Genomic DNA, 25,532 nt, shown 5'->3' with positions numbered 1-25,532 from the left:
CGTTCCGGCAAAAGGCGGACTACTTGGAAATCCAACCGGACCAGCGATCCTTGTTTGTCTCCATCCAATCCGCGACAACGGTGTCAATATCCACCCCGTCCAGATCGGCCTTGCCGACCATCGCGCTCATTTCATCGTTGTTGATGTTGTAGGCCTCGATAATGTCATACGCGCCAGGCCATTTTTCCTGAAGACCGGACCAGGCAGCTTTCCAGATCGGGCCACGGGGCTTGCCGCAATCATAGGCAAGATCCGGGTTCACGCCGACTGACGGCTCGCTATAGCATTCCGCCGAAAATGGTGGAAATTCCACAAACTCACCATCGTATTTGGCTGGTGCCCAATGGGGAACGTAGACCCACAGCACGATCGAATCTTTTCGCTGGTAGGCGGATTCCAGTTCTGCAAACAGGGCGGCATCGGTGCCTGCGTGGACAACTTCGAATTCAAGCTCCAGCGCCTCGACCCGTTCCTCATCAAATCCGCCCCATGTTACAGGACCGCCGACATAACGCCCGTTGGGCGCGGTTTCTGCGGTTGCGAATTCTTCGGCGCAGTCTTTCAGAGCTTCCCAATTTGGTAAACCGGGGCACCGGTCTTTCATGTAGGACGGATACCACCATTCCTCGATTGCCATCAGGCCGGTTTCGCCGACATTGACGACGTTGCCCGAAGCAGTCGCCTCATCGAGCGCTTCGCGTCCAGTGGTTTCCCATATTTCCATCGCCAGATGCAGGTCGCCCGTTTTCAGGCCCGCGAACTGGGCAATATAGTCTGCCTGTAAGTATTCGACATTATATCCCGCTTCTTGCAGGATCGATCCCATGATCTTGGTATTGATCAGCTGCCCGGACCAGTCGTGCAGTGTCAACTTGATCGGATCCGTGGATTCGACAGCCCAAGCTGCAGACGTTGCAACTGTAAACCCTAACGCACTGAGTCCCAATTTGAGGTTCATCATACCATCTCCCTATCGTGGTTTTTTTGGTGAATCGGTGGTATTGCCAAAAGATCACCACATTGTGGGGTTTTGTGTCAATAAAAACCACGTTTAGCCAAATTCTCTTATTCACTCGGGGAAAAGCATCGTCCAATTGCCGGGCAATGTTGCATTATGTGGGTATTATGATATGCATTATCGGCAATTTGGCGGGCTAGAAAGTACATCAAAGATATGAATCTCAGAACGACCAACCAGCGCGAAGAAGAGATTGTGCGTGCACTGTTTCGAACCGGTGGATCTTGCCGGGTAAGCTTTTTGGCCAAAGAGTTAGGCGTCACCCTGGAAACCATCCGGCGCAACGTGCGTACTCTTGAAGAACGGGGCATCGTTCGCAAAGTGCACGGTGGCGTCCATCTTCTGGAGGACATTCTTGAACCGAACCTGGAGAGCCGTCTTGACAAGAAAGTGGACGCCAAGGAAAGCCTGGCCAAAGCGGTAGCCGAAACCATCAGCAATGGCGATTCACTGTTTCTGGATATCGGATCAACCACTGCCTATGTGGCCCAGGAACTTCGCTATCACAGTGATCTGTTTGTGGTAACCAACTCAGTCTTTGTTGCCCACACACTGGCATCGCGGAACAACAACAAGGTGTTCATGGCCGGGGGTGAACTGCGCCCGCATGACGGTGGTGCCTTTGGTTTGGAAGCCCAAAGACTGATCGAACAGCTGAACGTACGCTTCGCCATTCTGTCTGTCGGGGCGGTGAACGCGGATCAGGGATTCATGCTGCACGACTTGCAAGAAGCCAATCTGGCAAACATCGCCATAAACAAAGCGCAGGTTCGGATTGTTGTTGCCGACAGTGAGAAACTTGGAAAACGCGCGCCGGTGACCTTAGAAGCGGCCAACAAAATCAATCTGCTTTTTACCGACACGCAACCATCACAGGACATTCAACAAATGCTGGCCAGGAATGACATTGACCTAGCTGTTGTCGAATGATTTCCGCTTTGTTTGTGCCTCGGGCCAGGCCCATGTCGGGTTCAAGCCTATGGGCTCTGCTGCATCTGTCATAGCAGGCATCAAGAGGGTTAACATGGCCTGCCACGGTCACTTCATGTCCGGACGTCCTTAGGTCACAGTCCGTCTGTCGGTTGGGTTGCGGATCCAGGCCTGATGGCACGGTCTTGGGCACAAGTCGGGCGACCTGATCAACGGCGGGATCAGTCAAGGTTTCGAGAAAGGCGACTAGGTATCTGACATCGGCATCGCTCAGGTTGTCGCGGGCAGGCAGTGTGTTGGCGGCTGCTATGCGGTCGGTCAGGGTGAATGTCTTCATTACCCATGTGTCGCGGGCTGCAAAGGCGTCTCGGCGGGTAGGCTCAAGTGGTTTGAAGGTCAGTGCCGATCCCCTTGCCGCCAATCGCTGGATACGGTCTATTTTCGGCAGCGTGCCGTCAGGAAGTTTATAGGTTTTAAGACTGCCGACCGGATCAATGTGATGCCGAACAACCGCGCCCAGATTGTCAAAGGTGCCGCTGTGGCCCCATGGCCCGGTGATCGCCACATTAAGCAAGGACGGGGTTCGGAACGCAAAAAGGTCACTGGTTTGAAAGGTCACCCTGTACCGGCCCTCGTCCTCAGTGCGGCCTGGTAAACCGGTCTCGCGCCAATAGCTCAGGTCAGCCCCGTGACCCTTGCCGGGACCGATCTGCGGCATGGCGATTGCGTGAAACTGATGGTCAGTCAGCAACGGGCCACTATGGCAACCAGAACACCCAGCATCGCCATAAAACAAAGCAAGCCCCGCGCGGGCGTCCTGGGCCAGGTGCGAGGTGTCTCCGGTGCGCAGGACCCGATCAAACGGGCTGTTATGTGCGCGAAAACCGACTGTCTGGAAGGCGGCAAGAGCTTTGGCCAATTGGGTGTATGTGACGTCCGAAGGGTGTTTTACTTCGGCAAATGCAGCCTTGAGCAGGGTCATGTAGCCGGGCACTGCCGCGACCCGGGAGGCAAGCAGGGACCAGACTATTGCACGATCCTCAACCGCTGCGGCATTTGCGATTGGGTTTTCACCAAATTGCCCGGCCATTTCGATCGGTGATGTCACTGGGAAAAAGGCCTGCGCCACCAAAGCGGTGCCGAGACCAGAGGGCAGTGTCTGCCCGGCGGGGCTGCGCTGTGTCGGGCCCAGATCCTCGACCCGGCCGTCGTGAAACATGCTGGTATAGGCGCGGGCACCAATGTTCCACAGGGCCTGAGCGTTGCGCGGAACCCGCCCGGTGACCGGGTCTTGGGTGATCCGGTTTGTCCCGATACCGGTCCCTCCTTCGCCGATGCCAAGGGCCAGCCCGTCGCCAGTGCCATTGCCGGGGTCGTGGCAGGTCCCGCATGAGATGTTGCGATTGCCGGACAGAATCGGGTCAAAAAACAGGTTGCGGCCCAGCTCGACCAGATCCTCTGGCGGTGTGCCGTCATATAGGAAATCCCGGTCGTCCAGCGGTTGCGGCAGACGGAGCGATTGCTGGGCCGATCCGGGATTGGCAAGTATGGGTGCCAGAAGGACAACGCCCAAAAGAAGTGTTGCCTTGGAAAATTTGAATTTTATCAACATATTAATCTCATTCCACTAATTGATCTGCGAAGGCACAGGAACTGTTCCCGCAGGTCCGGCCGCTCAACCAGACCGCTGTGCAATCTTCCGGATCAGCAAGATGACATCGCCCGTGTAGTAGGGAGGGCAGGGGTGATGGCGGACCGGGGCTTGCGCGACCGGTTCAAACCCCAGCCGTTGATACAGACGCAGTGCTCCGGTGTTCTGGCCATAGACCTGAATGCTGATCTCAGAGTATCCGGCGCGGCGAGCCTGTTCCTCGACCCTGGCCAAAAGTACGGTTCCAATTCGCCGGTTTCGGCTGGACGGATAGGTGGCCAACGCATTCACAAACCACGTGCCGGTCGACAGGGCCTCAAGCTCGACAAAGGGTTTGATCGGGTCTGGCAGATCGGCGATGTCGGTGTCTGGTGCGGCATCGATGGGGTAGGTCAGGGCCATGCCCAGAACTTGGCCAGCCTCTTCGGAGACAACAGCGTTGGTGTAGGAAAAACCTCCGCTGGTGCGCCGCGCGCGGGCAATTCCGACAGTAAGTGGCGATTGACCCTCAGCGGTGTTCTGGCCCCAAAGCCACGAGGGGATGCCTTCACCGGCGATGTCTATAAGTTTGGCCAAATCTCTGGCGTCTTGCTGCACGGCACGGCGCAGGTTTGGATGTGATGTGTCCTTCATTGTCTTTCTCGTCTGGTCTGAAGTGTTGTTTGTGTGCCCGGCGGATACCGGGCACAGCCATGCGATGATCAGGAGTTGGTATCCGGTCGGTCTTCGATCGGACCAACCGGTGCGCCCGAGTCCCACTCAAGAACGTCATCTTCGTCGATGGTATAAGCTGCCTGATCTGATGGGGCGGTTTCGAACGCAAAGGTCGCATTGATGGCCATGAAATCGTTGAACCCCAAAGTGATCTGAATCAGCCCGCCTTCGATCTCGGCATAGTCCCCGGTTGCGCCGGTGATCGGGCGCAGGTTCTTTTTACCGATATCGGCGATTTCCGGGCCTTGGGTGATGACGGTGTCACCATCGTTGAATTCAAAGACCTGCCGGCTGATGACCCAAACGCCCGAGGTAGCATTGCCGCCATCGCCAACAAAATAACCGTCACAGGTCCAGGTGCCCAGAACCAACCCCGGAAAGGCCGGGGTGCCGTCCAGATTGACCCCCTTGGTGCCGTCGTTCAGGGTTCCAGCCGGGTATATATAACCTTGGCTAAGGAACGCGTTGCCATGGGCGGGCATGCCATTGTCGTGCACTGGCTGGGCGGCCATGAAAATCCGTGTGTGATCCTCGGCCACATCAAAGGACATCGGGGCGCTATCGGCCTGGGCAATCGCGGTTGAAGCCAACAGTACAAAGGTTGAGAGTATGGGTTTGAACATTGTGTTTTCCTTTTGGGTTCAGAGACAAGTTTTTCCTGCGCCTGCGGCTTACCCCGCAGGCGGCAATTGATTTGGGGCGTTAAGCACCGGCAAAAATGCCGTATCAAGCAGCGGCCATCGCCTTGCAGATCGCAGACACGTGGCGATGATCCGTGCCGCAGCACCCGCCCAAAACTGTCAGGTTGGGCAGCATCGCGGATAGTTCGGCGTAGAGCTGACCCAGCTCAGTCGGATCGCCATCGTCTAGGGTTTCAGCGGCATCCAGCTCAGCATGGCTGAGTCGCGAGGCATTGGCGCGCAGCCCCATGATCCGCTTGGTCCAGCTGTGATCGAGGACATGCGCAAAGTGATCGGGATGGGCACAGTTGATCATGTAATAGGCCGGGTAGCTGCCTGTTGCGGCGTCGACGGCCTCAATCGCCTGTTGCAGGGTCTCGCCCGAAGGTAGCAACCCGTCGGTTTCCAACGTAAATGCGATTGCAACCGGGATCCCATGATGTCGGGCTGCCCGCGCGATACCAATGGCCTCATCCGAATAGGTCATCGTGATGGCCGAGACCATGTCGGCGCCAAACTCTTCGAACCATCCTACCTGCACATCATGGTAGGATTGCGCCTGATCCGCGGTCAGAATGCGGGTCGGAGCGTATCCGTCATCCTGCGGGCCAATGACACCGTTGATGACAAAAGGCGATTGGCCTTCGACCTCCATCGCATTGCGCAAATTGCTAAGGGTGCAGATCGTTTCCTGATGTACTGCGCGCAGGGTGTCGTGGCTGATCCCCAGATCAGCCGCCCATCGCGCGCTGGCCCGCCATGTTGGTGTGTCCATCACAAAGCCATGTTTTTCCCTGATCGCCATTTCGGCAAAGCGCTTCATATAGGCGTCGATTGCCGCCACTCCGGCATCTGTCTCAAGCGCCTTGAACGCCGCAAAAAGCGGCAGATCGATCCCGTCCTTGAAAACCAGCGACGTCTCAAGCCCACCATCGGTGATCATGGATTTGCCGGCCAGTTGCGGCAATGCGTTACGGTATTTCATGTTACGTCCTTCCCGTTTTCTGGTTGTCGTCAAAAAGCAGTGAGGATGTGGTACGGTGCCCATGTCGAGCAGGCTTGAGATAAACCTGAGAAAACTCTGAGAAGTTCTGAGGCTTTTCGCGGTCAGGCTTCGCGGATACTGTGGCGCAATGAAAACGCGGATCTCAGACACCGAGATCGACTTCGATCAGATGACGGTCTTGCGTAACGGACAGACACAGCGGCTGACCCGGCAGTCGCTGGGCATTTTGCGTGCGTTGTTCGAGGCAGGTGGGGACGTTGTCAGCAAGGATGATCTGATCCTGCGGGCCTGGGGGGATCGGATTGTGACAGACGCCACCTTGTCTACCGCGATCAAAGAGGCCCGGCGCGTGGTCGGGGATAACGGGTCCAGGCAACAGGTTATCAAAACGGTGCATGGGGTCGGGTTCCGACTGGCCGTTGCGATCGAGCCCACAGGCGAGAAGCCGGATACAGAGTTGGCCACGCCCTGTCTGGCCTTGTTACCATTTCGGAACACTAGCCAGGACCCGGATGCTCAGTTCTTGTGTGAAGGCATCACCGACGAAACCATCTCTAGCCTGTCCCGGTTCAGCGAGATCAAGGTGCTGTCCCGCACTACCTCTGACGCGATTCAAGGCGACCGGTTGGACCACGATCAGATACGCCGACGCTATGGCGCGGACTTTGTGATCGAAGGCAGTGTGCGTCGGACTGAGACCAGGCTGCGGGTCAGTGTTCAACTGGTCTCGACAACGACGGGCACTGTGGTTGTAACCGAACAGTTCGACAGTGAAGCAACCGTTGGTGATCTCTTTGACGTGCTGGACCGGATCGCCCAGATTTGTGCGGGTCGTCTTGCAGGGCCGCACAGCCCGGTTGCCAAAGAAACTGTCAAGCGGATGCGCACCCAAGCACCGCATGAAAGCTGGACGATATTTCGGCTGGTCTCGGACTTTCGCCGGTTCTATCGCAGCTATGACATCGGTTTGCACGCCCGGTTACGAGACGCGTTTCCGCAGGCCTTGGAGCGTCACCCGAACGCGGCGGATGGGTGGGCGGCGTATTCCGTTATCCTGCTGGAGGAGTTCCGCTATCACGTCAACGAACGCCCGGATGTTGATGCGCTTGCACTGGCTACGGATGCGGCGGAAAAGGCGGCCCAGGCTGATCCGCGCAATGCGTTTGCCTTGGTCGCGCTGGCCATGTGCCGGTTATTTGCGATGGATGTCGACGGGTTTGACCTTGCGGCGCAAAAAGCGCTGGAATTGAATTCCGGCCACTCGGACGTGTTGTCAGAGATCGGCCATTGCTATGCGTTTCTGGGTCGTGAAGAGGACGCCCTGCGCCTGCTGGACAAAGCCATGGATATCAGCCCCGAACATCCCGGTTGGTACCATTTCGCCCGCGTTTGGCGGTATGCTCGGTTAGGTATGTTCGAAGCCGCGCTGTTCGAGATGCAAAAGGTTCCGATGCCCGGTTTCTATTGGTACCATGCGCATTTGGTGTGGTTGTATGCGGCGCTTGGGGATCTGGACTCGGCCGCTGAACAGGTGGACCTACTGAAACAGGTGTTTCCAGAGTTTGAAGGCCGCGCGTTTCAGGAACTTGCAATTTGGGAAGCAAACAAAGACCTGGTCTCCTCAGCTCTGGCCCATTGGCGTATGGCCGGGTTGGTCATCGCGGATGAGACCGGACGCCCGATTGCATAAGCCCGATCAAACCGGACAGCAGGATCGCCCCTGCCAACGCGGTATACCCGACCGAGAAGATTAGGGCAGAGCCGACGGCGCCACCCACAGCAAAGCCCAGCAGGTATCCGGCCATGGCTCCGGGTGCCTTGTCGCCTACCGTGCCCAGATAAAGCGGAAAATAGACAAACAGGGCAAATCCGTTCACCAAAATGGTCAGGCCAAACAAGGCCAGATTGGGCGCCAAATAGCTGCACCCGCCAGTGACAGCGGCTGCGACCATCGCCCAGGCTTGCGTCCTTGCCTGCCAGCTCGGGGGGATGCGCGACGCCAAAAATGCGCCAATTGCGCCAGTCACCAAACTGCCCAGCAGCCAGAACGGCAACTGTCCGGCGTTGTCGAACCGCGCGCCGAACAGCTCAAGATAAGTCCAATAGGCGCCCATCATGACAAAAAACGGAATGTACTGAACCGGCAGGGCCGAGGTAAAGTGGTTCCATTGAAACCGTGATGAGGGGGCCATCTGTGGCGTTCTGACGGCGAGCAATCCCAGGGACATTGCTGTCAATAGCCACAGCGAGGACAGGGTCAGAACCAGCAGGATCAGATAGACGAGCAGCGATACGACCAGCCCGGCCGACAGCGCAAGGCTGATCGCCGCTAACTTGCCGCTCTGGCCGTCCAGCCCACTGATGACGCGCCCGGTCAGCGCGCCGATGGCAATTCCCAACCCGCAACAGGCAAGGGCGGGCAGAAGCGGGGCTGAAGGTGGGCTCAGTGCCAGCAGAGCCAGGCAAATTGGGGCCGCGACTTTTGACAGGCTGATATATTCGGCATCTCTCAATCCCAGACAGGCCAGAGACGCGGACAACAGCACCAGGCTGGCAAAAGCCCCTGCAATACCGTCCGAAAGCCCGGCTCCTGATGCCAGATCTCCGATCCAGACGGGCATCGTGTTGATCATCACCGACCCAAACCCGACAGTCAGGATGATTGAGCGCTGATCCATGAGCCACCCCTGTTCCAACCGCGCCAGCCAATCCTGTGATGGATTGGGCAGCCTGCTGCAACCACAGTCTTTTTGGGGTGTGACATCAAGAAGAAGTTTGCCGGGCGAATCGCGTTTGGGCGCTTGGGGCAGGGTGCGACGCACCAGACTCGTACCCCCTCAAAAAACTAACAAACCCCCCAAGGTGCGCCGCAAATTATGTCTACATAAATTGAAAGAAGGCCTCAATGTAACCTTTGTTTCGACGCTGTAACAAACTCTCGGGGTAGGGGGTCAGATCGCCAGGGCAACTGCACGGGTGACCTCGATACCGGTGTTCACCGCGCGATAGGTCGGATGCGGCACCCGTCGTGAGACATCAATATCGCGTTTTAGCCATTCAATATCCTCAAGCTGGTGGAGTGACTTCGAAAGGGCCCGATCCGTAATTGGCACCAGTCCGGATCTGATCTCGGAAAACCGCCTCGGTGTTTGCGTCAGTGCCAGAACGGGAACCGTCCAGCTGCGCCGCAATAGGGCAAATTGAGTGTCATTAGGCACTGCAGTTGTGATCCTGCTGGCGGTTTCGGCGGCAAGGGCGCCCGACGGGGTCAGTCGAAACTCGGGCCGCAACGGGTGGCCATGACCTGGGTTTTTTTCCAACAACCCCATTTTGATCAGATGGTCCAGGCTTGCGGAAAAGGACGTCCGACCTGCGCATGTTGCGGCCAGCAGGGGGGCTTGCCGTCCGGGGACCCCTTCATGAAGTGCCGCCAGAATGTTCAATGACCAGGCCCGCGAGGTGAGCTTGACAAGTGACTTAATGTCCATAAAGTATAGTAACTTTATTTTCTGCAAAGGGAAAGTCAAATGTCGCTTGTTTCATTGGACGCCACGATCACTCTGGCGATTTCAGTCAGGGATCGGCACGTCAGTGCTGCGTGGTACAGCGCAATGCTCGGGTTCGAACTGATCCACCATATTGACGACGCGGGTTGGAGCGAAATGCAGACCAAAACCCCCGGCGTGACCCTGGGTTTGGGAGAGCAGTTGGAACCGTCGCCAGGCAATACCGTGCCGGTGTTTGGAATCGGCGATATCGAGGTTGCGCGGCAAGCCTTGGAAGGGGCAGGCGTCCGGTTCGACGGCGCAACTGAGACCATCGAGGGGATGGTCAGCACAGCCACGTTTTATGACCCGGATGGCAATGCGCTGATGCTGGCGCAGGACCTGACAGGGCAGGTCTGACTACAGCCACAATAAACCTGCGGGTATTCTTGTTGCGACCCGATGCGGTATACCACGCAGGCATGTCGATATCGGATCGCAACAGTTTGATTCAGCCGGAGAATGCGTTACTTGAACACGTCCACCAGGTCCGAGACGCTGACGCCCTCTTTAATCTCTTTGAGGCGTGCGAAAATGATGGCAACCGCAATACTGGCCAGACCATAAGCGATTGCGTTGATGATTGTCTCAAGCAAGACGCCTAGGCCAAAAAAGTTACCAGAAGAGAAAATGGCCAGAATAAAGGCGGTCACAAAGCCAAACAGGAACAGGCACAAGAACACCAGTATGAATGCGCCGATGATTGGCCAACGATATCCTTTGGTCAGCTCTGCGCTACGACCCAATGCGCCAAACCCGGCCCCTTCGATGACGATAACAGGCACCAGCATTGAAAACACCGCGTACAGCCAAATCCCCGGAATGATAAAAAACAAAGATGCGATCACATACAGAACCGACGCTACAATGGACAGAACCACAATGGCCGGCAGGTTCTTGATCGCCGTTGACAGGTATTTGACCAACTGTGTGGGTCGACCCAGTTTGGCGTCATAGGAAAGTTGAACCAGCGTCGCCGTGATGACCGACATCATGACGAGGCTGACAAGAAACACGATCCCGAATGCCTGCACGAACCCTCCGGTGTCGAAATCAGCACCAGGTTCAAGGTTTGCGGCACTGTCCAGCCCCACGGCGTTGTTCAGAATGACGTCGATGAGCGCGGGAATGAACCCAAGCAAAGCCACCGCTGGAAGCCTGCGAAAAAGGATTGAAAACGAATCCCCTAGCACGGCCCCTACGCCAAGGGGCACATGAGGTGCTGTATCTACTGCATCAGTCATATAGGAGTTCCTCTTTAATATCCGGGACTAACTGCAAGCGATAAAGCCCCGAGGGCGCACTCATCCGCAAGCAGAAATAAAAGAAAAACGCTCTCGTAAGTGTAAAATTACAACAAGCGATATCAGGGCGGATCATCCTGCGTGCCGTGGTGTTTGTCGACACGTTTGTCGCCAAACAGCTGACGCTGCTCAAGATAGCCGCGCTGTGCCTTGTAGAACGCCTCAAGGAAGGCCAGCAGGTCTTCGGCACGCACTGAATCTGCGTAGTCGATCTTGCGTCGGATCTGGTCGACTAGCGCGTCCAACGTGGTTTTGTGGCGTTGGTAGGCAGCCGGGCCTTTATTCCGATCACTCGAGCGGAGAAAACCTTCGAGGGTCTGCAACTCGAACGCGCCGTAATGTTCCAGATGGTGGGTGAGGAACCGGAATTTCTGATCGGAATGCAGCGGTTGCTTGATTGCCTTGGCCATGTCTTTCAGCAAAACCGGCTGCGGCAAGTGGACCACATAGGTGCCCGCGATGATATCGCCCAACCGTTTGCGCCGTTTGTTGAACAGCGGCACCGCCACAACGCACATCACCCAGAATAGCGACAGAAGAGAGGGCACCAGGCGGGTCGCATCCAGGGTCAAAAGCAGGGTGCCGGGCAAAAAGATCTCAGCCTCTTTCATCAGATTGCGAATGACCAGGGATTGGGTGGTCAACGCCCGCCCATCGGCGGCCACAACCTTGATCTTCAACAACCGCTTGCCGATGGTCTGCCCGTTCCAGATCAACTCGGACATGGCGTAATAGGGTATGCGGATAAAGAAAAACAGCATCGAGGCAATCGCGATCAACGTCCCGGGGGTCGTCAGATCGATGGCCATGACAAACAAAAACAGGGCCAGAGCCGCGATGCCGGTAATCATCAGATCGCTGAGCTGCGCGGCCAGGCGGACGCCTACGCCGGCTATCCTGAAATGCAACGGAACCCCTTCGGGCGGCAGCAGCTGATCCATGGATTGGATGCTCATGCGTGCTTCCTTCCACCCAGTAGAAACCAAAGCATCCACAAGGCACCAACACCCCAACCGATCGCGATACGGGCGTTTTGATCCTGAACCAACTGCCTGCCGAACCCTTCCAGCAGGGCCGCAACCACCAGCATCAGCGCCGCAACCAACGCCAGCTTGACGGCGTCATGACCGGCCTCACGCAGCGCCAAAGACCGGGTCCTGTTGCCGGGAAACAGCACTGCCAGCCCCAATTTCAGCCCACCGGCGCAGGCGATGCATATCGCCGATAACTCGGTCACTCCGTGAATGGAAAGCCAACCAAACAGGTCCCAGCCCAGGTTCCGATCCACATGAAGGCCAAAAAACACGCCTACAATGATCCCGTTGTAAAAGGTCAGCATTATGGAGGGCGCGCATAGGAAAGCCCCAAGGCCAAAAGCAAATATGGCGACGCGCGTGTTATGAGAAAACAGATAGGTCGCAAACCCGCCCAGCCCTTCGGGGCCCTCGTCACCGTAAATCTGTGCGCGCAGGAATTCGGTGCTGGCGTCGGGACCGCGACCGCCCGAAAGGTCGGGTGGCATGAACACGTAAAACCATTCGGGATTTTCCAGATAGAAGAAATATCCTGCGACCGCCCCGGCCGCCATGCACAGCATCCCAAACAGAACGATGCGCCACGAGGATCGCATCGCCTGTGGGCCGCCGCTGGTCAGGAACCGGTGCAGGATACCGCCCAGACGTTGTTGCGGCGCGTAGGTGCTCAGATAGGCGCGGCTTGTCAGCGCCTCGAGATATTCCAGCAGCCCGCGATCCAATGAGATTTCGCGAGCGATAGATAGGGACGTGGTGGCCTGGCGGTACAGGTCGGCCAGATCCCGCGCCTCCTGAAAGCTCATGCGGTGCATGCCTTGCGTTTCGGCCTTGGTGACCAGAGCTGCCAGTTTTTGCCAATCGGCCTCGCGCTCTTGTCGAAAACGGGCGGATCGGATCATTTCGCTGTCTGACATCAGATCATCTCCCGCGCCTTGATTTCAAGGTAAGTTGAAATCAGCCGAGCCGAGATATGACCCGGTTCAGCATCAATGATCGTGACCCCCAGCTGGTGCAGGCGTTCAAGAACAAGGCGTCTTTCCTGTAGCAGTTGGCCGGTAGAAACAGTTTCAGCCACACCGTCCATATCCGCAGGGGTGACCCTGACCTGCGCCTCGAGGATCGGGTCCCGCAAGGCGACAAAGACAATCAGGTGCCGCTTGGCCAGAACGCCGATGTTTTCGACCATCAGCTCGGCCGAGGTTGTGTCGATGAAATCGGAAAACACGATGATCAGGCTGCGTTTGGGTGTGCGCCGGTTCAATTCGGTCATCGCCAGCGTGTGGTTGGTTTCCCGGCTTTCATAGCGCAGCTCTGCCGTGCGGCTGCGCAGGCGGGTAAAGGCCGCACGCCCCGGTTCTGGCGGCAAAAACAGCCGCGGTTCGGCATCATAGGCGTACATCCCGACCAGATCGCCGCCAATTGCAGCGGCCCAGGCCGTGGCCAGCGCTGCGGTGATGGCGTGATCGATCTTGGGCAGGCCCGCGATTTCCTCGCGCATCTGATAGCCATTGTCGAGCGCGATGATCACATGGTGGTTGCGTTCGGCCCGCACCTCTTTAGCCACCAGCGAGCGATGGCGCGCAGACCGTTTCCAGTCGATCGAGCTGGCATCCATTCCCTGCACAAAATCGCGCAGCTGATGGAATTCGGTACCCTCGCCAATGGCGCGGTTTTCCTTGACGCCAAACAGGCGGGATTGAACCGTTGTCGAAATCTCACCCGATTGCACCCGGCGGATATTCGGCACTACGGCGACCTCAAGAGCAAAGGCGGTTTTGGGGACAAATTCAAACAAAGACAAGCGCGAGGGCCAGTAAAGCCACAGATTGGAAAACACCCAGTTTCCACGCCGGACAGCACGGCCCTGAATTTTGGCCGATCCGGAATTCAGATCAAATCCGCTGGGTCCGGTCAGCCCGTCGGGCCAGCTAAGCTGACCCCGCATACTTGCGGCCCGGGGGCTGACGTCAAGGACGATGTCGAAGCTCTCGCCGACAAAGACCTCTCCCACAGGGTCAACTGAGATGGTTCGGCGACGCGGCCAGGACAACAACAGATCCGCTGCCGCAATCCCGCCCAGCAACAGCCAGGGGATCCCGGCCACGGTTCGGGCAGCATCACCCAGCACAACCGCGGCCAGCGACAGGCCAAGCGCGATACAGGCCGCGATCAGCAGTTTTGAGGATGGACGGATCAGCGGGGCGCCTCGATCTGGTTAAGGATGTTTTCCAGCACCTGCCGGGCGCTGCGGCCTTCGATTTCAGAAGAGGGGCTCAGGACGATCCGGTGTTGCAAGGCGTGAATGATCAGGTTCTTGACGTCGTCGGGGATTGCAAAGTCGCGCCCGTTCAGCGCCGCTGCTGCGCGGGCGGCCCCAGCAATTGCATCCGCCGCCCGTGTCGATGCGCCAAAAGCAATGTCTGCGCTTTCGCGGGTCGCGCGCACCACCCTGAGGATATAAGCCAGAATGTCATCATCCAACACGATGCCGTTGATCAACTGACGCGCCGCGTGGGTGGTTGCCCCATCCAGGACCTGCGCAACGGCCTGGGTGGTGGTCAGGAAGTCCAGCGGTTCAGCTGCATGTTGGCGCAGGATCGCAAGCTCGATATCTTCGGGCGGAAAGGTCAAGTGAACCTTGAACAGAAAACGGTCCAGCTGGGCCTCGGGCAGGGGATAGGTGCCCTGTTGCTCAATCGGGTTTTGGGTTGCCACCACCATAAACTCTGATCCCAGATCATGGTCGGTACCATCGATTGTTACCATCCGCTCGTTCATGGCCTGCAGCAGGGCGGCCTGTGTTTTCGGCGGTGCGCGGTTGATCTCATCCGCCAGCAGGATCTGGCTGAAAACCGGGCCTTTGGTCAGAACAAATTCGCTGGTCTGAAAGTTGTAGATCGAGGTTCCCAGCACGTCTCCGGGCATTAGATCGGGTGTGAACTGGATGCGCCCGAAATCCAAATTCAGTGCCCCGGCGAAACTGCGTGCCAGCAGCGTTTTGGCGGTACCCGGAGGCCCCTCGAGCAGCACATGGCCCCGGGCGAACAGGGCCGTCAGCAACAGATCAATCGCCTCTTCCTGTCCCTGAACCACTTTGCCGATCTCTGCGCGCAGAGCCTCGGCATGGGCAAAAAGTTCATCAAGCGTCATCGGCTAATCGCTCCAGTATCGATTCAAATTGGTCCACATATGTGATGGCGTCGCTGGCTGTCAGATGGGCTGGCAGGCCCCTGATTGCGTGCAGCAGGTCTTGCAGATTGTCAGCCACCGCTGGCCGGCGGCTGCGGACATAGCGCAGGTAAGCGGCCTCGGTGCCGTCGGCGACAACATGGGCAGAGCCAAAAACTTCGGCCGCTTCGGCACGAATTCGGGTGTCAACGAAATCGGACAACAACGCCCCGTCCTGCCCAGTTAGACGCATAAGACGCGCCCGCGCGGCATTGGCAGTGCGCGTTCCCGACCCCAGCGAAAGGTGCTGATCAAGGACCGGACCGTTGCGAATGCCGCCGCGCCAGATCGCAAGCCCCAACAGTAGCGCCGCACCTATCCACAACACTCGAAACGGGTAGTCGAACAGCTGCGCAATGTCGTCCCATGTCCGCTCGCGCTTGGTGAATTGTTCTGGTTCGGTCAACCAGTTCTGGTCGCTGTAATCGATGATGATCCGATTGCCATCTGCAATGCCCGGCAAGAGTTGGTTGGCAATCCGCGCATTTTCCCCAAGCCGCAGCCCGTGATTGTTCAATACGTCCGGGTCCGACAGAATATAGACCTGGTCCTGTTCGCCGCCTTCAGGCAAAGGGCACAGGCCAAGCACCATCGCGCCTGGGCTGCCAATGATAGGCTCACACCCGGTGCCTTCAAAAACCTGACCGGCATAGGTTCGTGCTGACATTACGGCATCATCACCCTGATACCGGAAATCCGAGAACGGGTTGGGCATGTAAGACAACCGGCCAACGTCAGATCCGGTGATTTGGCGCAATACGTTTTGGACATCGCTGCGCGGAGCCAGCAGAAAGGGATGGCCAAAGCCTGTCAGGCGCATTCCGGTGCGCCATTTGGGCAGGATGATCAGGCTGGGTACGGACTGGGCTTTTTCCAGGATGACCGGGATGGTCTGATCGAACTCGTCCGCCTGAATCAGCAATTCCTCTTTGGTTTGCGCGGCCATACGATCGGTGCCGGGCTTTGTGTCAAACACCGGCTGGATCAGCAACCCGATCGAGCTCCGGTCCAGTGGCCATCCGCCGGTAAAGCTCTGGGCCTCATGGTCTTTGCTATTCAGCCAGATCTCGAGCCCTTCAAACCCGTTGACCGACTCGCGCAGCACATATTGCCGTTGTGCAGTCAGGTAGAAGAACACGCCCAGCGACAAGACAATGACAAGGCCAACAACAACAAAGTCCAGCCGGATCTGCGGCATGGGGTGGGATTGGGTGACGTCGCTCATGGTCCGACCTCCCGCAGGATCGGACGAATGCGGGCCACATGCGAGGCAAAGTCGCCTTCGCTGATTGAACGCCCGCCGAAATGAACACGCTCACTGTCCAGAACCAGGGCCCGAAGGTCCTGTATGTAGGACAAGGTCTGAGGCAGTTTTCGCAGTGCTTCACGATGGGTCCAGCTGCGTTTGAACAACACCCCGTTGGCGTTCAGACATCTGGTCAGCGCCAGCTGTGCCAGTCCGATCAGTGCCATCTGCCGGTCCGGCAGGTTCAGGAGGGTGTTCAGGTCCGCATTGTCCTCGGCCTCGGTCCCGTCCTCGGATGATCCGCGCTGGGAATTGCGCGCGGTATTCTCGATACGTTTGCCGAACGACACGGAAGTGCCGCGTGCTGTGAAATAGGTGAACGTGACTAGAAAGATGATCACAATCAACGATATGACGCCGATGATCCATTGGGCGTCACCGGAAAACCCCCACGAACGGTCCTGATCCGAGCGCTCGGGGGTAGGCGTGAATTCCGTATCCAGCGGCGGGGCAGGGCGCGTCGGATCGAAATAGACCGCATCAGTGTCGATGCGCCCATAGCGGACCGCGTCCATGTAAGCCTGCCCAGAAGCGCCAAGTTCGGGTGTGTCGATAACCCCCTCCTGCGCGATTGCGACCGAGGCAACACACGCGGAAAAAGAGATAATCAATACTACAACACAACGCATCGGGGTATCGATAGATCAGCGATTGGAGTGATGCAATATGTCAAATCGGTGTGTTTGGGTCTGTTGCCAATGTGACAATATCTGCACAGTGGATTGCCGACGCTCAATAGACGCTCCAGGGGTTTTCTCAGCCCTTTTGTTCGACGCTGAGAAACACGAATGTGCGCTGTCGCTGGTTTTTATCTTTGGTCGTTACCCGGTAAATGCCTTGGTTGGCGTTCAACGCGCGCACGTCATAGCTGTCGGGGTGGTTGACCGGGTTAGTGTCAGGCGATGCATGTCCGACCCGGCAGCGTGTGACCTCGGTCCAGACGTCATTTGAAAACGCTGCCGCCTCGTGGCTTCTGAAGGGGAACGCCCAATAACAGGAAACACCATTGGTACCGTTCAAACCCGCATAGGTCGCGCAGGTTGATCCGTTAGGCTCAGCACCAGTTGTTGCAAACCTTTCAAGGACGGTGACCCTGTCACAGGAATCCGCCCAGCCAATTGTTGGATACACGGCCAGAAGTATGAGAATGCCCAGCCGAACAGGCAACGGCTGCCCTGCGACCCGGTGATCACTCGGCGGCTTTGGGAACATTTGCGTCGCCATATGTTCCTTTCACCCGCTCTTTTGTCGGATCGAAATGCGGGAAGGGCACAATTCTGGCTTTCAGACGCTTTTGCTGACCATCCAGCTGGCCGATCTCGATTTCGTCGCCAAGGGTGGCGTGGGTGGTGGCAACGCGACCCAAGGCAATGACCGTACCCAGAATGGGCGATTTCATTGCGCTGGTGATCTCCCCCACCTGAGCCTTTCCAACACGCACACAATCGCCCGGAGAGGGGATCGTGCCGCCCTCGATTTCGAACCCGACTAATTTGCGGTGAGGGTGGGCCTTGCGTTCCTCGATCGCGGCACGACCAATGAAATCATCTGTTTTCGACTTCAACGGCACGGTAAAGCCAATACCGGCCTCAAATGGATCGGTTTGGTCGTCAAACTCGGACCCCGCAAAAATCAGCCCGCCTTCGATCCGCAACATATCCAGCGCCGCCAGACCAAGCGGTGTAATGCCGTAATCCTGACCAACCTGCCAGACGCGGTCGAAAATCTCGTTGGCGTCTTTAGGGTGGCAGAATATCTCATACCCCAGCTCGCCGGAGTAGCCGGTACGTGAGATCACGACCGACGTGCCTTGAACGTCGTCAACCCGGGCCACGGCAAGTCGGAACCAGGGCAGCTCCTCGATTGTAGGTTGTTGGGGCGGAGTCCAGAAGATCTTGGACAGGATTTCGCGACTGTGGCGTCCCTGAACTGCGATGTTGTGCAGTTGATCGGTCGAGTTGCGCACCCAGACGTTCATATTCCGCTTGAGCGCCTGTTCCTGCAGCCACAGACCACTCGTGTCATTGCCGCCTATCCAGCGGAAATTGGTCTCGGCCAGTCGGTAGACGGTGCCGTCGTCGATCATGCCTCCGTGTTCATAACACATCGCGGTATAGACGACCTGTCCAACGCTCAATTTTTTCATGTTGCGGGTCACGCAGAGCTGCATCAACTCTTCGGCGTCAGGGCCAACGACCTCGTATTTGCGCAACGGGCTGAGGTCCATGACGGCGACCTTGTCCCGGCAAGCCCAGTATTCGGCAATCGCGCCGTGATTGGTCATCGTGTTGGGCAGCCAATAGCCATTGTATTCGATGAAGTCACGGGTATGCCGCGCAAAGCAGTCGTGAAACGCTGTTTTCTTGGTGTCTTCCACATCCGCCTCCGCAGATTTTCTATAGCCATATGACCGCTTGAAATCCTCGGTCGCCTTGTAGGTTCGAACCTGTATATCGGTCGGGTTCCAGCCATTGGCTGAGTCGATGTCGCAAGGACAGCCGGTGCTGACGCAGACCAGATCGGTCAGCGCGCGCAGCAAAACAAAATCACCAGGGCGCGACCAGGGATCATCCATCCCAATCGCGTTGGTGTCGTCTAGCATGGTGTTGAAAAAGAAGTTGATCGCAGGCCAACCTGCGCGGGGTTTGATGCCGTATTGGTCAAGGTCCCGATTGATATTGTCGGAGCAGTTCAGGTGCCCGGGATATCCCAGATCCTCGTAATAGCGCGCGGTGCAGGCCAGTCCGAACGTATCGTGCCGCCCGCAGGTGTCTTGCACGATCTCGACCAGCGGTTCTTGATCCACCGACCAGTATTTCGAGAATATGCCGGGTTGCGGGTACAGGCTGCCTATCAGGCTGCGAGTTGTGGTGGGGTCAATCTCGCGCTCGATCCCCTGATCCAGGGCGCGGCGGCTAAAGGCCTGAAAGTCCGAGCATTCGCGCCCGCGGATATCCACAATCTGGATAAACTCGCCAGCCTTCACCTCATAGGACTGGGCGTTGCCGGGTTGAATGTTGATGTCCTTCAGCGGGTCCGCCAAAGGCTCAGGAGCGCCGACATCGGGCTTTTCTAGGCCCGGGGCGGCGCGTTGGATATAAAGGATAATGTCCGAGGGGGGGTTACTTTTTTCGGGGCGCATCGCCTCGGCCGGGGCGGCGACGATCAGCAGGCCATCGTTTTCGGCCACAAAGCTGACCATATCGCCGGGACGCGAACCGTTGGTGAAGGCCCGGATGGCATCTCCCTGACCGATATCGAACCCGGCGGTTTCCAGCGCGCGCAGAACCTTGCGTCCCGAGGGAGATCCATTTGCCAGCGTGGCAATCACCCCGTTGGGGCGACCATGGCCCTGCGCGCCCAGCATCGCCGCGTCCGAGCTGCGGTCTGGGGCAAAAAACACCATCTCGGCCGGCTGCATGCCGTCGCGATCCAGCAATGTAATGGTGTCGCCCTTGGACACAGGCACCGCACGAGAACCGGCCCCAGGCACCGGGTGACGTTCGGTCCCATGCGGCAGGATTGGCAGGCCGGGGGTCAACACGCCGCTGCGCTCGAACGGGACCTCGAATACAGGCTTTACGTTCATCTCCGAAACTCCAGTTAGTCCAGGCCCAAAGCGCGTTTGCGCTTTTGGGTCCAGCTGCTGATGGCCATGTCAAAGGTCAGCGCCATCAGCGACACGTTCATACCCAGCACAAAGTTTTTGCCCAGTTCAGTGCCAGCGAGCGTGCGTTGCAGCTCCTGGCCCAGATCCTGGGTGCCGATGAAGGCCGCGATGATGACCATGAAGAACGCGAACATGATCGCCTGGTTGAACCCTACGGCCATGGTCGGCAGCGCAAGTGGGAATTGCACCGACATCAGCTTCTGCCTTCGGGTCGAGCCTGACATATCCGCTGCTTCGGTCATTTCTGGCGGCACAGTGCTGAGGCCGATGATCGTATAGCGGATCAGGGGCACGGCGGCGAAAATCAGGATCGAGAACACAACCGCCACGTCATTGACCCCAAACAGCATGATCGCGGGGATCAGATAGATAAAGCTGGGAAAGGTCTGGGCCGTGTCGCAGGCCAACAGGATGCTTTTCGACCAATGCTCGGACCGGGCGGCAATGACGCCCAGCGGGATCCCGATCAACGTGGCCAGCGCCACCGCTGAGATTACGGTGTAAAGCGTGATGACCGACCGATCCCACCAGCCCGAAAAGGCGACGATGGTAAAGAACACTGCTGCGTAAATACCGGGCTTGCGGCCGCCCACCCAATAGGCAAACGCAACAACCAGCAGGATGAAGGCCGGTGTCGGAATGGCCAGCAGTGTGTTGCGGAACGGGATCAGCACCTTGACGTTCAAAAACCAACGCAGCCATTCGGTTGTGCCTTTGATCGCGTCCAGAGCAAGGACGGATTTGATAACGACATCGATTTCCTTGCCCTGACTCAGATGTTGTTTGCGGCCAATCTCGGCCAGGATCGGGAACAATTGGGCCAGCAGGGTAAAGCCAGCGAAAAGAGCTAAGGCGATCAACGGCATCTGGTGGCGTTTCCACCAAGGCGTGCCGCGGTCGAAATGCACCGGTTGTTTGACCACCCAGGCCTTGGACATCCGGTCAAGCGTGACGGCCAGCAAGACAATTGTGACACCGATCTCAAAAGACCGGCCCAGTTTGAAGCTGCCCATCATGGCCAGCAACTTGGCGCCAAGACCGGGCATGCCGATGAACGCGGTCAGAACCACCATGGCCAGACACAGCATGATGACCTGATTGACGCCGACAAGAATTTCGGTCCGCGCCGCCGGAAGGTACACATGGCGCAGCATCTGCCAGCGGGTGCAACCAGACATTTGCCCGGCCTCGATGACCTCGGGGCTGACCTTTTTTAAACCCAGCGTTGTCATCAGGATCATAGGTGGGATTGCAAAGGTGATCGTGGCAACCGCCCCGGCCGTGGGGCCAACCTTGAAAAAGATCACAGCGGGCAAAAGATAGGTGAAAAAGGGCAGTGTCTGCAACACCGACAGAACGGGTTTCAGCATCCGTTCGAACCAGCCGTATTTCCATGCGGCGACACCCAGCGTCAAGCCCAGCAAAAAGGCAAGCGGGGCGGCAACCACGATGACAGACATGGTCTGCATGGCAATCTTCCACTGCCCGATCAGGGCGGTCCAAATAAAGGTGCCAGCCCCCAATGCGGCCAACCTCCACCCCCCTACGGCATAGCCGACCACAGCGGCCACAGCGGCTATGGCAGACCAAGGGATGGGTCCCAGAAAGGGCCAGCGCCGTTTGCCTTCCAACAAGTTGGCCGAGGTATCCAGAAGAAATTCAAGCGGGCCTTCGGCGATAAAGCGGGTCACATAGATCAGGCCCAGATCGTTCTGAACAAAGTCGAAGATTACGTCCAGCACCTGGGCGGTTGGCGGGATTGCCCATTCCGGGATGCGATTCAGCCATTCAGGCAGAACGCCGAACGCCTTGGCAAGGATCAATGCTGCGGCAGCGGCTAACAAGGTAGTCAACACGCGGAGCTGGCCAGACGGTTTGGCCGATGCGTCCGGCACTTCGGTGGACAGCGTCGCCATCAGTCGGTTCCAAGCAGCATGTTCAGCGCGACGTCACGGTCCAGAACACCTGTAACAACGCCTTTGTCATTTGCTACCGGCAACAGGATGCGCGTGTCGTTGACCAACACACGCGCCAGTTCGTGAATGGTCGACCCGCCGTCAATTGGCGCACCCTCCAAAGCGTGGCCATTAACCGGTGTTGCCAATCCGCGAGCGTGGACGACGCGGGCCTTATCGATCTCTTCGGTGAATTTGGCGACATATTCAGTGGCCGGGTTCATCACGATCTGGTCCGGCGTGTCACATTGCTCGACCATACCATTGCGCATGATGGCAATCCGGTCGGCCAGGCGCAGCGCCTCGTCGAAATCATGGGTAATAAAAACGATGGTTTTGCCCAGCATCTCTTGGAGCCGTAGAAACTCGTCTTGCATTTCTCGACGGATCAGAGGATCCAGCGCCGAAAACGGCTCGTCCAGGAACCAGATATCCGGCTCAATCGCCAGAGAACGGGCAATGCCGACGCGCTGTTGTTGCCCACCGCTTAGCTCGCGCGGAAAATATTCTTCGCGGCCTTCAAGGCCGACCAGCTTGATAACGTCCAACGCCCGTTCGCGCCGGTCATGGCGATCCTGACCGCGCATTTCCAAAGGAAACGCCACATTGTCCAGAACAGTCCGGTGGGGCAGCAGTCCAAAGGACTGAAACACCATGCCCATCTTGTTGCGGCGTAATTCGATCAGGTCACGCTCGCTCAGGCTCTTGATATCCTGACCGTCCACTTCGATGGTTCCGCCGGTGATGTCATGCAAACGCGAGAAGCAACGCACAAGGGTGGATTTGCCGGATCCAGACAACCCCATGATCACCAGCATCTCCCCACGATCGACCTGAATTGAGGCGTCCTTGACGCCAGCGATATAGCCGTCAGCGCGAATGTCATCAAAGCTGTGGCCCGCAGGCATGGATTTCAGATAACGTTCCGGCGATGGGCCAAACAGTTTCCATACGTTTTTGGCTGATATCACAGGCGTTCCGGCGGGCATGGCTGTTCTTTCTTGCTTGGCACGGCCTAGCGTCGTCGGGTGGGACAAGGCCGTGCCAGTTTCAGTATGTGTGGATCAGACTATGTGCTGCAGGCGCTCATCCAGGGGTCCACAACGGCGCGATTGGCATCCAGCCATTCTTCGGCCGCCTCTTCCGGCTCCAACTCATCCGTGTCGACCAGTTTGGCCATTTCCGCGATCTGCGGGTTGGTGAACGAGATATTGGTCAGCACGCAATAGGCGGTCGGCCATTTATCTTTCATACCATCCCACGCCGCCTTTTTCAGGTAGCCTGATGCGGGATTGCCGCAATCATACAAGGCATCCGGGTTCGGGCCTTTGGCGGGGTCCTTGTCACAGCCGTCTTCCCAGACCGGAAACTCGACAAACTCACCGGGCCAGACGGCCTCGGCAAAGTTCGGGGTCCAGTTGAACACAAGAACAGGCTTTTTGTCCGCCTCGGCTGCGCCAATCTCAGCCCACAGAGCTGCGGCAGAGCCGGCGTTGATCACAGTGAAGTTCAGGTCCAGCGCCTCGGCGCGTTCTTTACCGTGCTTCAACCAGTCGACCGGTCCGTCCAGATACCGGCCTTTATCGCCGGTTTCAGCGGTGGCGAACAGGTGGGCGCAATCGTTCAACGCTTCCCAGTCCGGCAGGCCGGGGCAGGCGTCCTTTGTCCACATCGGGTACCACCAATCCTCTCGCGTGACCGCGTCATGATCACCGGCATCGTGGAGGCCGCCTTTTTCCAGCGCTGCACGGTAGGATGCGCCAAATGCGCCTTCCCAGACTTCCATCTCCAGCGCAACGTCACCCAAACGCACCGATTCATAGACCGCTTGGCTGTCGGTGGTGACAAACTCGACGTTATTGCCCATTTCTTCGAAGATCAGGCCGACGACGGACGACATCACGATTTGGCTTGACCAATTGTGTATCGGGATAACGATCGGATCACTGCTGTCTTCGGCGATTGCGAACGTTCCCGCCACTGCTGCCAAGGTTGCAGTAGAAAGTAAGTGTGAAAGTTTCATGTTTGCTCCCTGAGTGACGATTCTTTTTGCTAACGGACTCTTCTGGCCCTGAATTTTTCCAGTTTGCCTTTAACTGCTTTGGTTGCAGAATAGAGATTTGAGGGTCCTTGCCCATAAAATCTTGAGGCAAACCCTGGTTTTTGCTATATTAACAATCAGTTGTCTTGTCGGATGCTATCCGATGTGGGCATAATTTTTTGATTGTGACCACATCCAACGCGGGATTTCGGCCTCAAATGCCCAAGAAAACGCCAGTGACCGGGAAAGTGCTGCCGCCGCTCGATTACCTGTTGGCCTTTGAGGCCGCTGCAAAAGTGCAAAGCTTTGCTCGCGCCAGCAAGGTTCTCAATATCTCTGAAACAGCCATAAGCCGCAAAGTACGACTGCTGGAGCAGCACTATGATGTCCCCTTGTTCGTGCGCGGGAACAGGTCGGTAACGTTGACCCAGCAAGGGGCCATTTTGCTGGCCACTGTAGAGCAGTCGCTGGACATGATGCGGGATGTCAGTCGGGACATGTTGGCCAAGCACCGCGCCAATACGGTGACGGTTGCGGCGACCAATTCCGTGGCGTCTCTGTGGCTGATGCCGCAATTGCGCAAGTTCAACAAATCAAACGGACGTATTCGCATTTCGCTTGTCTCTTCGGACAGCGACGCGGAATGCCTGTCAGAGGCTATGGATCTGACGATATTGCGCGGAGATGGCAACTGGCCGGGTTATGCGGTGCAATTGCTGTTTGGCGAGACGGTGTTTCCGGTGTGCAGCCCTGAATACCTGAAACGCAATCCGTTGGCGTCTGATTCGGCGGCTCTGCCCCAAATGGACCTGATCGAAGTGACCAGCAGCCATGCTGAATGGATGACGTGGCGCACTTGGTTGGGCAGCAATGGTGTGGCTACATCGGTGATGGAACGGGCGGTTGCCTTCAACACCTACCCGCTATCTGTTCAAGCAGCTGTCGATGGGTTGGGGATTGCGTTGGGATGGGCCCACCTTGTTGATCCGCTGTTGGACAGCGGTGCGCTGGTTCGGCCGGCGGGGGATGCTTCGGTGCGGACAAAGTCGGGCTATTACCTTTTAAAACGACCTACGCATAAGGCATTCCCGGAACAACTGATTGTCGAAGATTGGCTGCTTGGGCTTAGCGCGGGTCGAAAGCGGTACGCGTGAATGGACAAGGGGTACTAAGGGTGTTTGATTTCGGAAATACGAAGTTCGCGTATTGACCGCTGGGAATAAATATTTACCTTAAAGAAAAAATAGACGCGAATCTGGGGCGATGATCACGCACTCGGTCAGAACAAGATCAGCCTATTTCTTCATTCAGGGAGCCAGACATCCAATGAGTTATAAATCGGACATTGAGATTGCGCGAGAGGCGCATAAGAAGCCTATTCAGGAGATTGGGGCCAGGATTGGCATCTCCAGTGATGATTTGCTGCCTTATGGCCACGACAAGGCGAAGG

Annotated in this window: 24 protein-coding genes; 5 read left to right on the top strand and 19 right to left on the bottom strand. The window is 57.3% G+C overall.

Translation table 11 applies throughout. From position 1 onward, the window contains the following. Nucleotides 1–19 precede the first annotated feature (19 nt). On the bottom strand, nt 20–961 hold the full coding sequence (locus RUM8411_RS20820; RefSeq protein ID WP_143534950.1) for an ABC transporter substrate-binding protein: 942 nt from the start codon (nt 959–961) through the stop codon (nt 20–22). Nucleotides 962–1,174: 213 nt separating this feature from the next. On the opposite strand from RUM8411_RS20820, the gene RUM8411_RS20815 reads away from it, so the two are divergent. Further along, nucleotides 1,175–1,948, top strand: coding sequence for a DeoR/GlpR family DNA-binding transcription regulator (locus tag RUM8411_RS20815; protein ID WP_085824655.1), 774 nt, complete (start codon nt 1,175–1,177; stop codon nt 1,946–1,948). On the opposite strand, the gene RUM8411_RS20810 is transcribed toward RUM8411_RS20815, so the two are convergent. From RUM8411_RS20810 to RUM8411_RS20795, 4 genes are all read right to left on the bottom strand, one after another. Beyond that, on the bottom strand, nt 1,872–3,560 hold the full coding sequence (locus tag RUM8411_RS20810) for a cytochrome-c peroxidase (RefSeq protein ID WP_085824654.1): 1,689 nt from the start codon (nt 3,558–3,560) through the stop codon (nt 1,872–1,874). The two genes, RUM8411_RS20815 and RUM8411_RS20810, sit on opposite strands and share 77 nt — an antisense overlap. Before the next feature lie 63 nt (nt 3,561–3,623). Continuing rightward, nucleotides 3,624–4,232 carry a GNAT family N-acetyltransferase gene (locus RUM8411_RS20805; RefSeq protein WP_085824653.1) on the bottom strand — a complete coding sequence of 203 codons (609 nt, stop codon included), beginning with the start codon at nt 4,230–4,232 and terminating at the stop codon, nt 3,624–3,626. 68 nt (nt 4,233–4,300) lie between these two features. Next, nucleotides 4,301–4,936, bottom strand: coding sequence for a hypothetical protein (locus tag RUM8411_RS20800; protein WP_143534949.1), 636 nt, complete (start codon nt 4,934–4,936; stop codon nt 4,301–4,303). 103 nt (nt 4,937–5,039) lie between these two features. Further along, a complete protein-coding gene (locus RUM8411_RS20795; protein ID WP_085824652.1) occupies nt 5,040–5,978 on the bottom strand; it encodes a homocysteine S-methyltransferase family protein in 939 nt (312 codons plus the stop codon). A gap of 148 nt (nt 5,979–6,126) precedes the next feature. Between RUM8411_RS20795 and RUM8411_RS20790 the strand changes: the two genes are divergently transcribed. Then, nucleotides 6,127–7,689: a winged helix-turn-helix domain-containing tetratricopeptide repeat protein gene (locus RUM8411_RS20790; RefSeq protein WP_085824651.1), complete on the top strand. Its 1,563-nt coding sequence runs from the start codon at nt 6,127–6,129 to the stop codon at nt 7,687–7,689. Here the strand turns inward: RUM8411_RS20790 and RUM8411_RS20785 are convergent. Together RUM8411_RS20785 and RUM8411_RS20780 are read right to left on the bottom strand one after the other, a co-directional pair. Further along, the gene (locus RUM8411_RS20785; protein ID WP_143534948.1) at nt 7,655–8,677 is read right to left on the bottom strand and encodes a hypothetical protein; all 1,023 of its coding nucleotides are present in this window, start codon (nt 8,675–8,677) and stop codon (nt 7,655–7,657) included. The genes RUM8411_RS20790 and RUM8411_RS20785 overlap by 35 nt on opposite strands. Before the next feature lie 273 nt (nt 8,678–8,950). Further along, a complete protein-coding gene (locus RUM8411_RS20780; protein WP_085824649.1) occupies nt 8,951–9,487 on the bottom strand; it encodes a winged helix-turn-helix transcriptional regulator in 537 nt (178 codons plus the stop codon). Nucleotides 9,488–9,526: 39 nt separating this feature from the next. Here RUM8411_RS20780 and RUM8411_RS20775 point away from each other — a divergent pair, with 39 nt between their 5' ends. Then, a complete protein-coding gene (locus RUM8411_RS20775; protein WP_085824648.1) occupies nt 9,527–9,904 on the top strand; it encodes a VOC family protein in 378 nt (125 codons plus the stop codon). Between the two features lie 107 nt (nt 9,905–10,011). Here RUM8411_RS20775 and RUM8411_RS20770 read toward each other — a convergent pair whose 3' ends face one another. The 12 genes from RUM8411_RS20770 to RUM8411_RS20715 form a co-directional block, all read right to left on the bottom strand. Then, nucleotides 10,012–10,788 carry a hypothetical protein gene (locus tag RUM8411_RS20770; RefSeq protein WP_143534947.1) on the bottom strand — a complete coding sequence of 259 codons (777 nt, stop codon included), beginning with the start codon at nt 10,786–10,788 and terminating at the stop codon, nt 10,012–10,014. Nucleotides 10,789–10,910: 122 nt separating this feature from the next. Continuing rightward, complete coding sequence (locus tag RUM8411_RS20765; protein ID WP_085824646.1) at nt 10,911–11,804, bottom strand: RDD family protein; 894 nt, start codon at nt 11,802–11,804, stop codon at nt 10,911–10,913. Next, nucleotides 11,801–12,796, bottom strand: coding sequence for a stage II sporulation protein M (locus RUM8411_RS20760; protein ID WP_085824645.1), 996 nt, complete (start codon nt 12,794–12,796; stop codon nt 11,801–11,803). The genes RUM8411_RS20765 and RUM8411_RS20760 overlap by 4 nt, the downstream gene beginning before the upstream one ends. Beyond that, entirely contained in the window at nt 12,796–14,010 is a 1,215-nt protein-coding gene (locus tag RUM8411_RS20755) for a DUF58 domain-containing protein (protein ID WP_234995310.1), read from the bottom strand. The genes RUM8411_RS20760 and RUM8411_RS20755 overlap by 1 nt, the downstream gene beginning before the upstream one ends. 65 nt (nt 14,011–14,075) lie before the next feature. Further along, nucleotides 14,076–15,032 (bottom strand): AAA family ATPase, encoded by a 957-nt coding sequence (locus RUM8411_RS20750; protein ID WP_085824643.1) that lies wholly within the window; start codon nt 15,030–15,032, stop codon nt 14,076–14,078. Then, nucleotides 15,022–16,335, bottom strand: coding sequence for a hypothetical protein (locus RUM8411_RS20745; protein WP_085824642.1), 1,314 nt, complete (start codon nt 16,333–16,335; stop codon nt 15,022–15,024). Before RUM8411_RS20745 ends, RUM8411_RS20750 begins: the two co-directional genes overlap by 11 nt. Continuing rightward, on the bottom strand, nt 16,332–17,045 hold the full coding sequence (locus tag RUM8411_RS20740; protein WP_085824641.1) for a DUF4129 domain-containing protein: 714 nt from the start codon (nt 17,043–17,045) through the stop codon (nt 16,332–16,334). The genes RUM8411_RS20745 and RUM8411_RS20740 overlap by 4 nt, the downstream gene beginning before the upstream one ends. Before the next feature lie 127 nt (nt 17,046–17,172). Then, nucleotides 17,173–17,628 (bottom strand): hypothetical protein, encoded by a 456-nt coding sequence (locus tag RUM8411_RS20735; protein ID WP_159453933.1) that lies wholly within the window; start codon nt 17,626–17,628, stop codon nt 17,173–17,175. After that, complete coding sequence (locus RUM8411_RS20730) at nt 17,606–20,005, bottom strand: trimethylamine N-oxide demethylase (protein ID WP_085824639.1); 2,400 nt, start codon at nt 20,003–20,005, stop codon at nt 17,606–17,608. Before RUM8411_RS20730 ends, RUM8411_RS20735 begins: the two co-directional genes overlap by 23 nt. Before the next feature lie 14 nt (nt 20,006–20,019). Continuing rightward, a complete protein-coding gene (locus RUM8411_RS20725) occupies nt 20,020–22,002 on the bottom strand; it encodes an ABC transporter permease (RefSeq protein ID WP_085824638.1) in 1,983 nt (660 codons plus the stop codon). After that, the gene (locus tag RUM8411_RS20720) at nt 22,002–23,030 is read right to left on the bottom strand and encodes a quaternary amine ABC transporter ATP-binding protein (protein ID WP_085824637.1); all 1,029 of its coding nucleotides are present in this window, start codon (nt 23,028–23,030) and stop codon (nt 22,002–22,004) included. The genes RUM8411_RS20725 and RUM8411_RS20720 overlap by 1 nt, the downstream gene beginning before the upstream one ends. An 80-nt stretch (nt 23,031–23,110) precedes the next feature. After that, nucleotides 23,111–24,064, bottom strand: a complete 954-nt coding sequence (locus RUM8411_RS20715) for an ABC transporter substrate-binding protein (protein ID WP_085824636.1) — start codon at nt 24,062–24,064, stop codon at nt 23,111–23,113. A 236-nt stretch (nt 24,065–24,300) separates the two neighbouring features. Here RUM8411_RS20715 and RUM8411_RS20710 point away from each other — a divergent pair, with 236 nt between their 5' ends. Together RUM8411_RS20710 and RUM8411_RS22595 are read left to right on the top strand one after the other, a co-directional pair. Further along, nucleotides 24,301–25,236, top strand: a complete 936-nt coding sequence (locus RUM8411_RS20710) for a LysR substrate-binding domain-containing protein (protein WP_085824635.1) — start codon at nt 24,301–24,303, stop codon at nt 25,234–25,236. A 172-nt stretch (nt 25,237–25,408) separates the two neighbouring features. Continuing rightward, nucleotides 25,409–25,532 (top strand): formate--tetrahydrofolate ligase (locus RUM8411_RS22595; protein ID WP_143534934.1); only part of this gene is annotated, 124 nt, incomplete at its 3' end.

It is taken from the genome of Ruegeria meonggei (assembly GCF_900172215.1).
Taxonomy (GTDB): domain Bacteria; phylum Pseudomonadota; class Alphaproteobacteria; order Rhodobacterales; family Rhodobacteraceae; genus Ruegeria; species Ruegeria meonggei.
This window is presented reverse-complemented; position numbering and strand designations above follow the sequence as displayed.

Excerpts from the sequence above, each read along its gene's own strand:
- RUM8411_RS20780 (WP_085824649.1), bottom strand. The coding sequence starts at position 9,487 with ATGGACATTAAGTCACTTGTCAAGCTCACCTCGCGGGCCTGGTCATTG.
- RUM8411_RS20765 (WP_085824646.1), bottom strand. The coding sequence starts at position 11,804 with ATGAGCATCCAATCCATGGATCAGCTGCTGCCGCCCGAAGGGGTTCCG.
- RUM8411_RS20745 (WP_085824642.1), bottom strand. The coding sequence starts at position 16,335 with ATGAGCGACGTCACCCAATCCCACCCCATGCCGCAGATCCGGCTGGAC.
- RUM8411_RS20715 (WP_085824636.1), bottom strand. The coding sequence starts at position 24,064 with ATGAAACTTTCACACTTACTTTCTACTGCAACCTTGGCAGCAGTGGCG.
- RUM8411_RS20740 (WP_085824641.1), bottom strand. The coding sequence starts at position 17,045 with ATGCGTTGTGTTGTAGTATTGATTATCTCTTTTTCCGCGTGTGTTGCC.
- RUM8411_RS20800 (WP_143534949.1), bottom strand. The coding sequence starts at position 4,936 with ATGTTCAAACCCATACTCTCAACCTTTGTACTGTTGGCTTCAACCGCG.
- RUM8411_RS20730 (WP_085824639.1), bottom strand. The coding sequence starts at position 20,005 with ATGAACGTAAAGCCTGTATTCGAGGTCCCGTTCGAGCGCAGCGGCGTG.
- RUM8411_RS20810 (WP_085824654.1), bottom strand. The coding sequence starts at position 3,560 with ATGTTGATAAAATTCAAATTTTCCAAGGCAACACTTCTTTTGGGCGTT.
- RUM8411_RS20790 (WP_085824651.1), top strand. The coding sequence starts at position 6,127 with ATGAAAACGCGGATCTCAGACACCGAGATCGACTTCGATCAGATGACG.
- RUM8411_RS20795 (WP_085824652.1), bottom strand. The coding sequence starts at position 5,978 with ATGAAATACCGTAACGCATTGCCGCAACTGGCCGGCAAATCCATGATC.
- RUM8411_RS20725 (WP_085824638.1), bottom strand. The coding sequence starts at position 22,002 with ATGGCGACGCTGTCCACCGAAGTGCCGGACGCATCGGCCAAACCGTCT.
- RUM8411_RS20720 (WP_085824637.1), bottom strand. The coding sequence starts at position 23,030 with ATGCCCGCCGGAACGCCTGTGATATCAGCCAAAAACGTATGGAAACTG.
- RUM8411_RS20775 (WP_085824648.1), top strand. The coding sequence starts at position 9,527 with ATGTCGCTTGTTTCATTGGACGCCACGATCACTCTGGCGATTTCAGTC.
- RUM8411_RS20735 (WP_159453933.1), bottom strand. The coding sequence starts at position 17,628 with ATGTTCCCAAAGCCGCCGAGTGATCACCGGGTCGCAGGGCAGCCGTTG.
- RUM8411_RS20805 (WP_085824653.1), bottom strand. The coding sequence starts at position 4,232 with ATGAAGGACACATCACATCCAAACCTGCGCCGTGCCGTGCAGCAAGAC.
- RUM8411_RS20785 (WP_143534948.1), bottom strand. The coding sequence starts at position 8,677 with ATGGATCAGCGCTCAATCATCCTGACTGTCGGGTTTGGGTCGGTGATG.
- RUM8411_RS20770 (WP_143534947.1), bottom strand. The coding sequence starts at position 10,788 with ATGACTGATGCAGTAGATACAGCACCTCATGTGCCCCTTGGCGTAGGG.
- RUM8411_RS20710 (WP_085824635.1), top strand. The coding sequence starts at position 24,301 with ATGCCCAAGAAAACGCCAGTGACCGGGAAAGTGCTGCCGCCGCTCGAT.
- RUM8411_RS20820 (WP_143534950.1), bottom strand. The coding sequence starts at position 961 with ATGATGAACCTCAAATTGGGACTCAGTGCGTTAGGGTTTACAGTTGCA.
- RUM8411_RS20760 (WP_085824645.1), bottom strand. The coding sequence starts at position 12,796 with ATGTCAGACAGCGAAATGATCCGATCCGCCCGTTTTCGACAAGAGCGC.
- RUM8411_RS20750 (WP_085824643.1), bottom strand. The coding sequence starts at position 15,032 with ATGACGCTTGATGAACTTTTTGCCCATGCCGAGGCTCTGCGCGCAGAG.
- RUM8411_RS20815 (WP_085824655.1), top strand. The coding sequence starts at position 1,175 with ATGAATCTCAGAACGACCAACCAGCGCGAAGAAGAGATTGTGCGTGCA.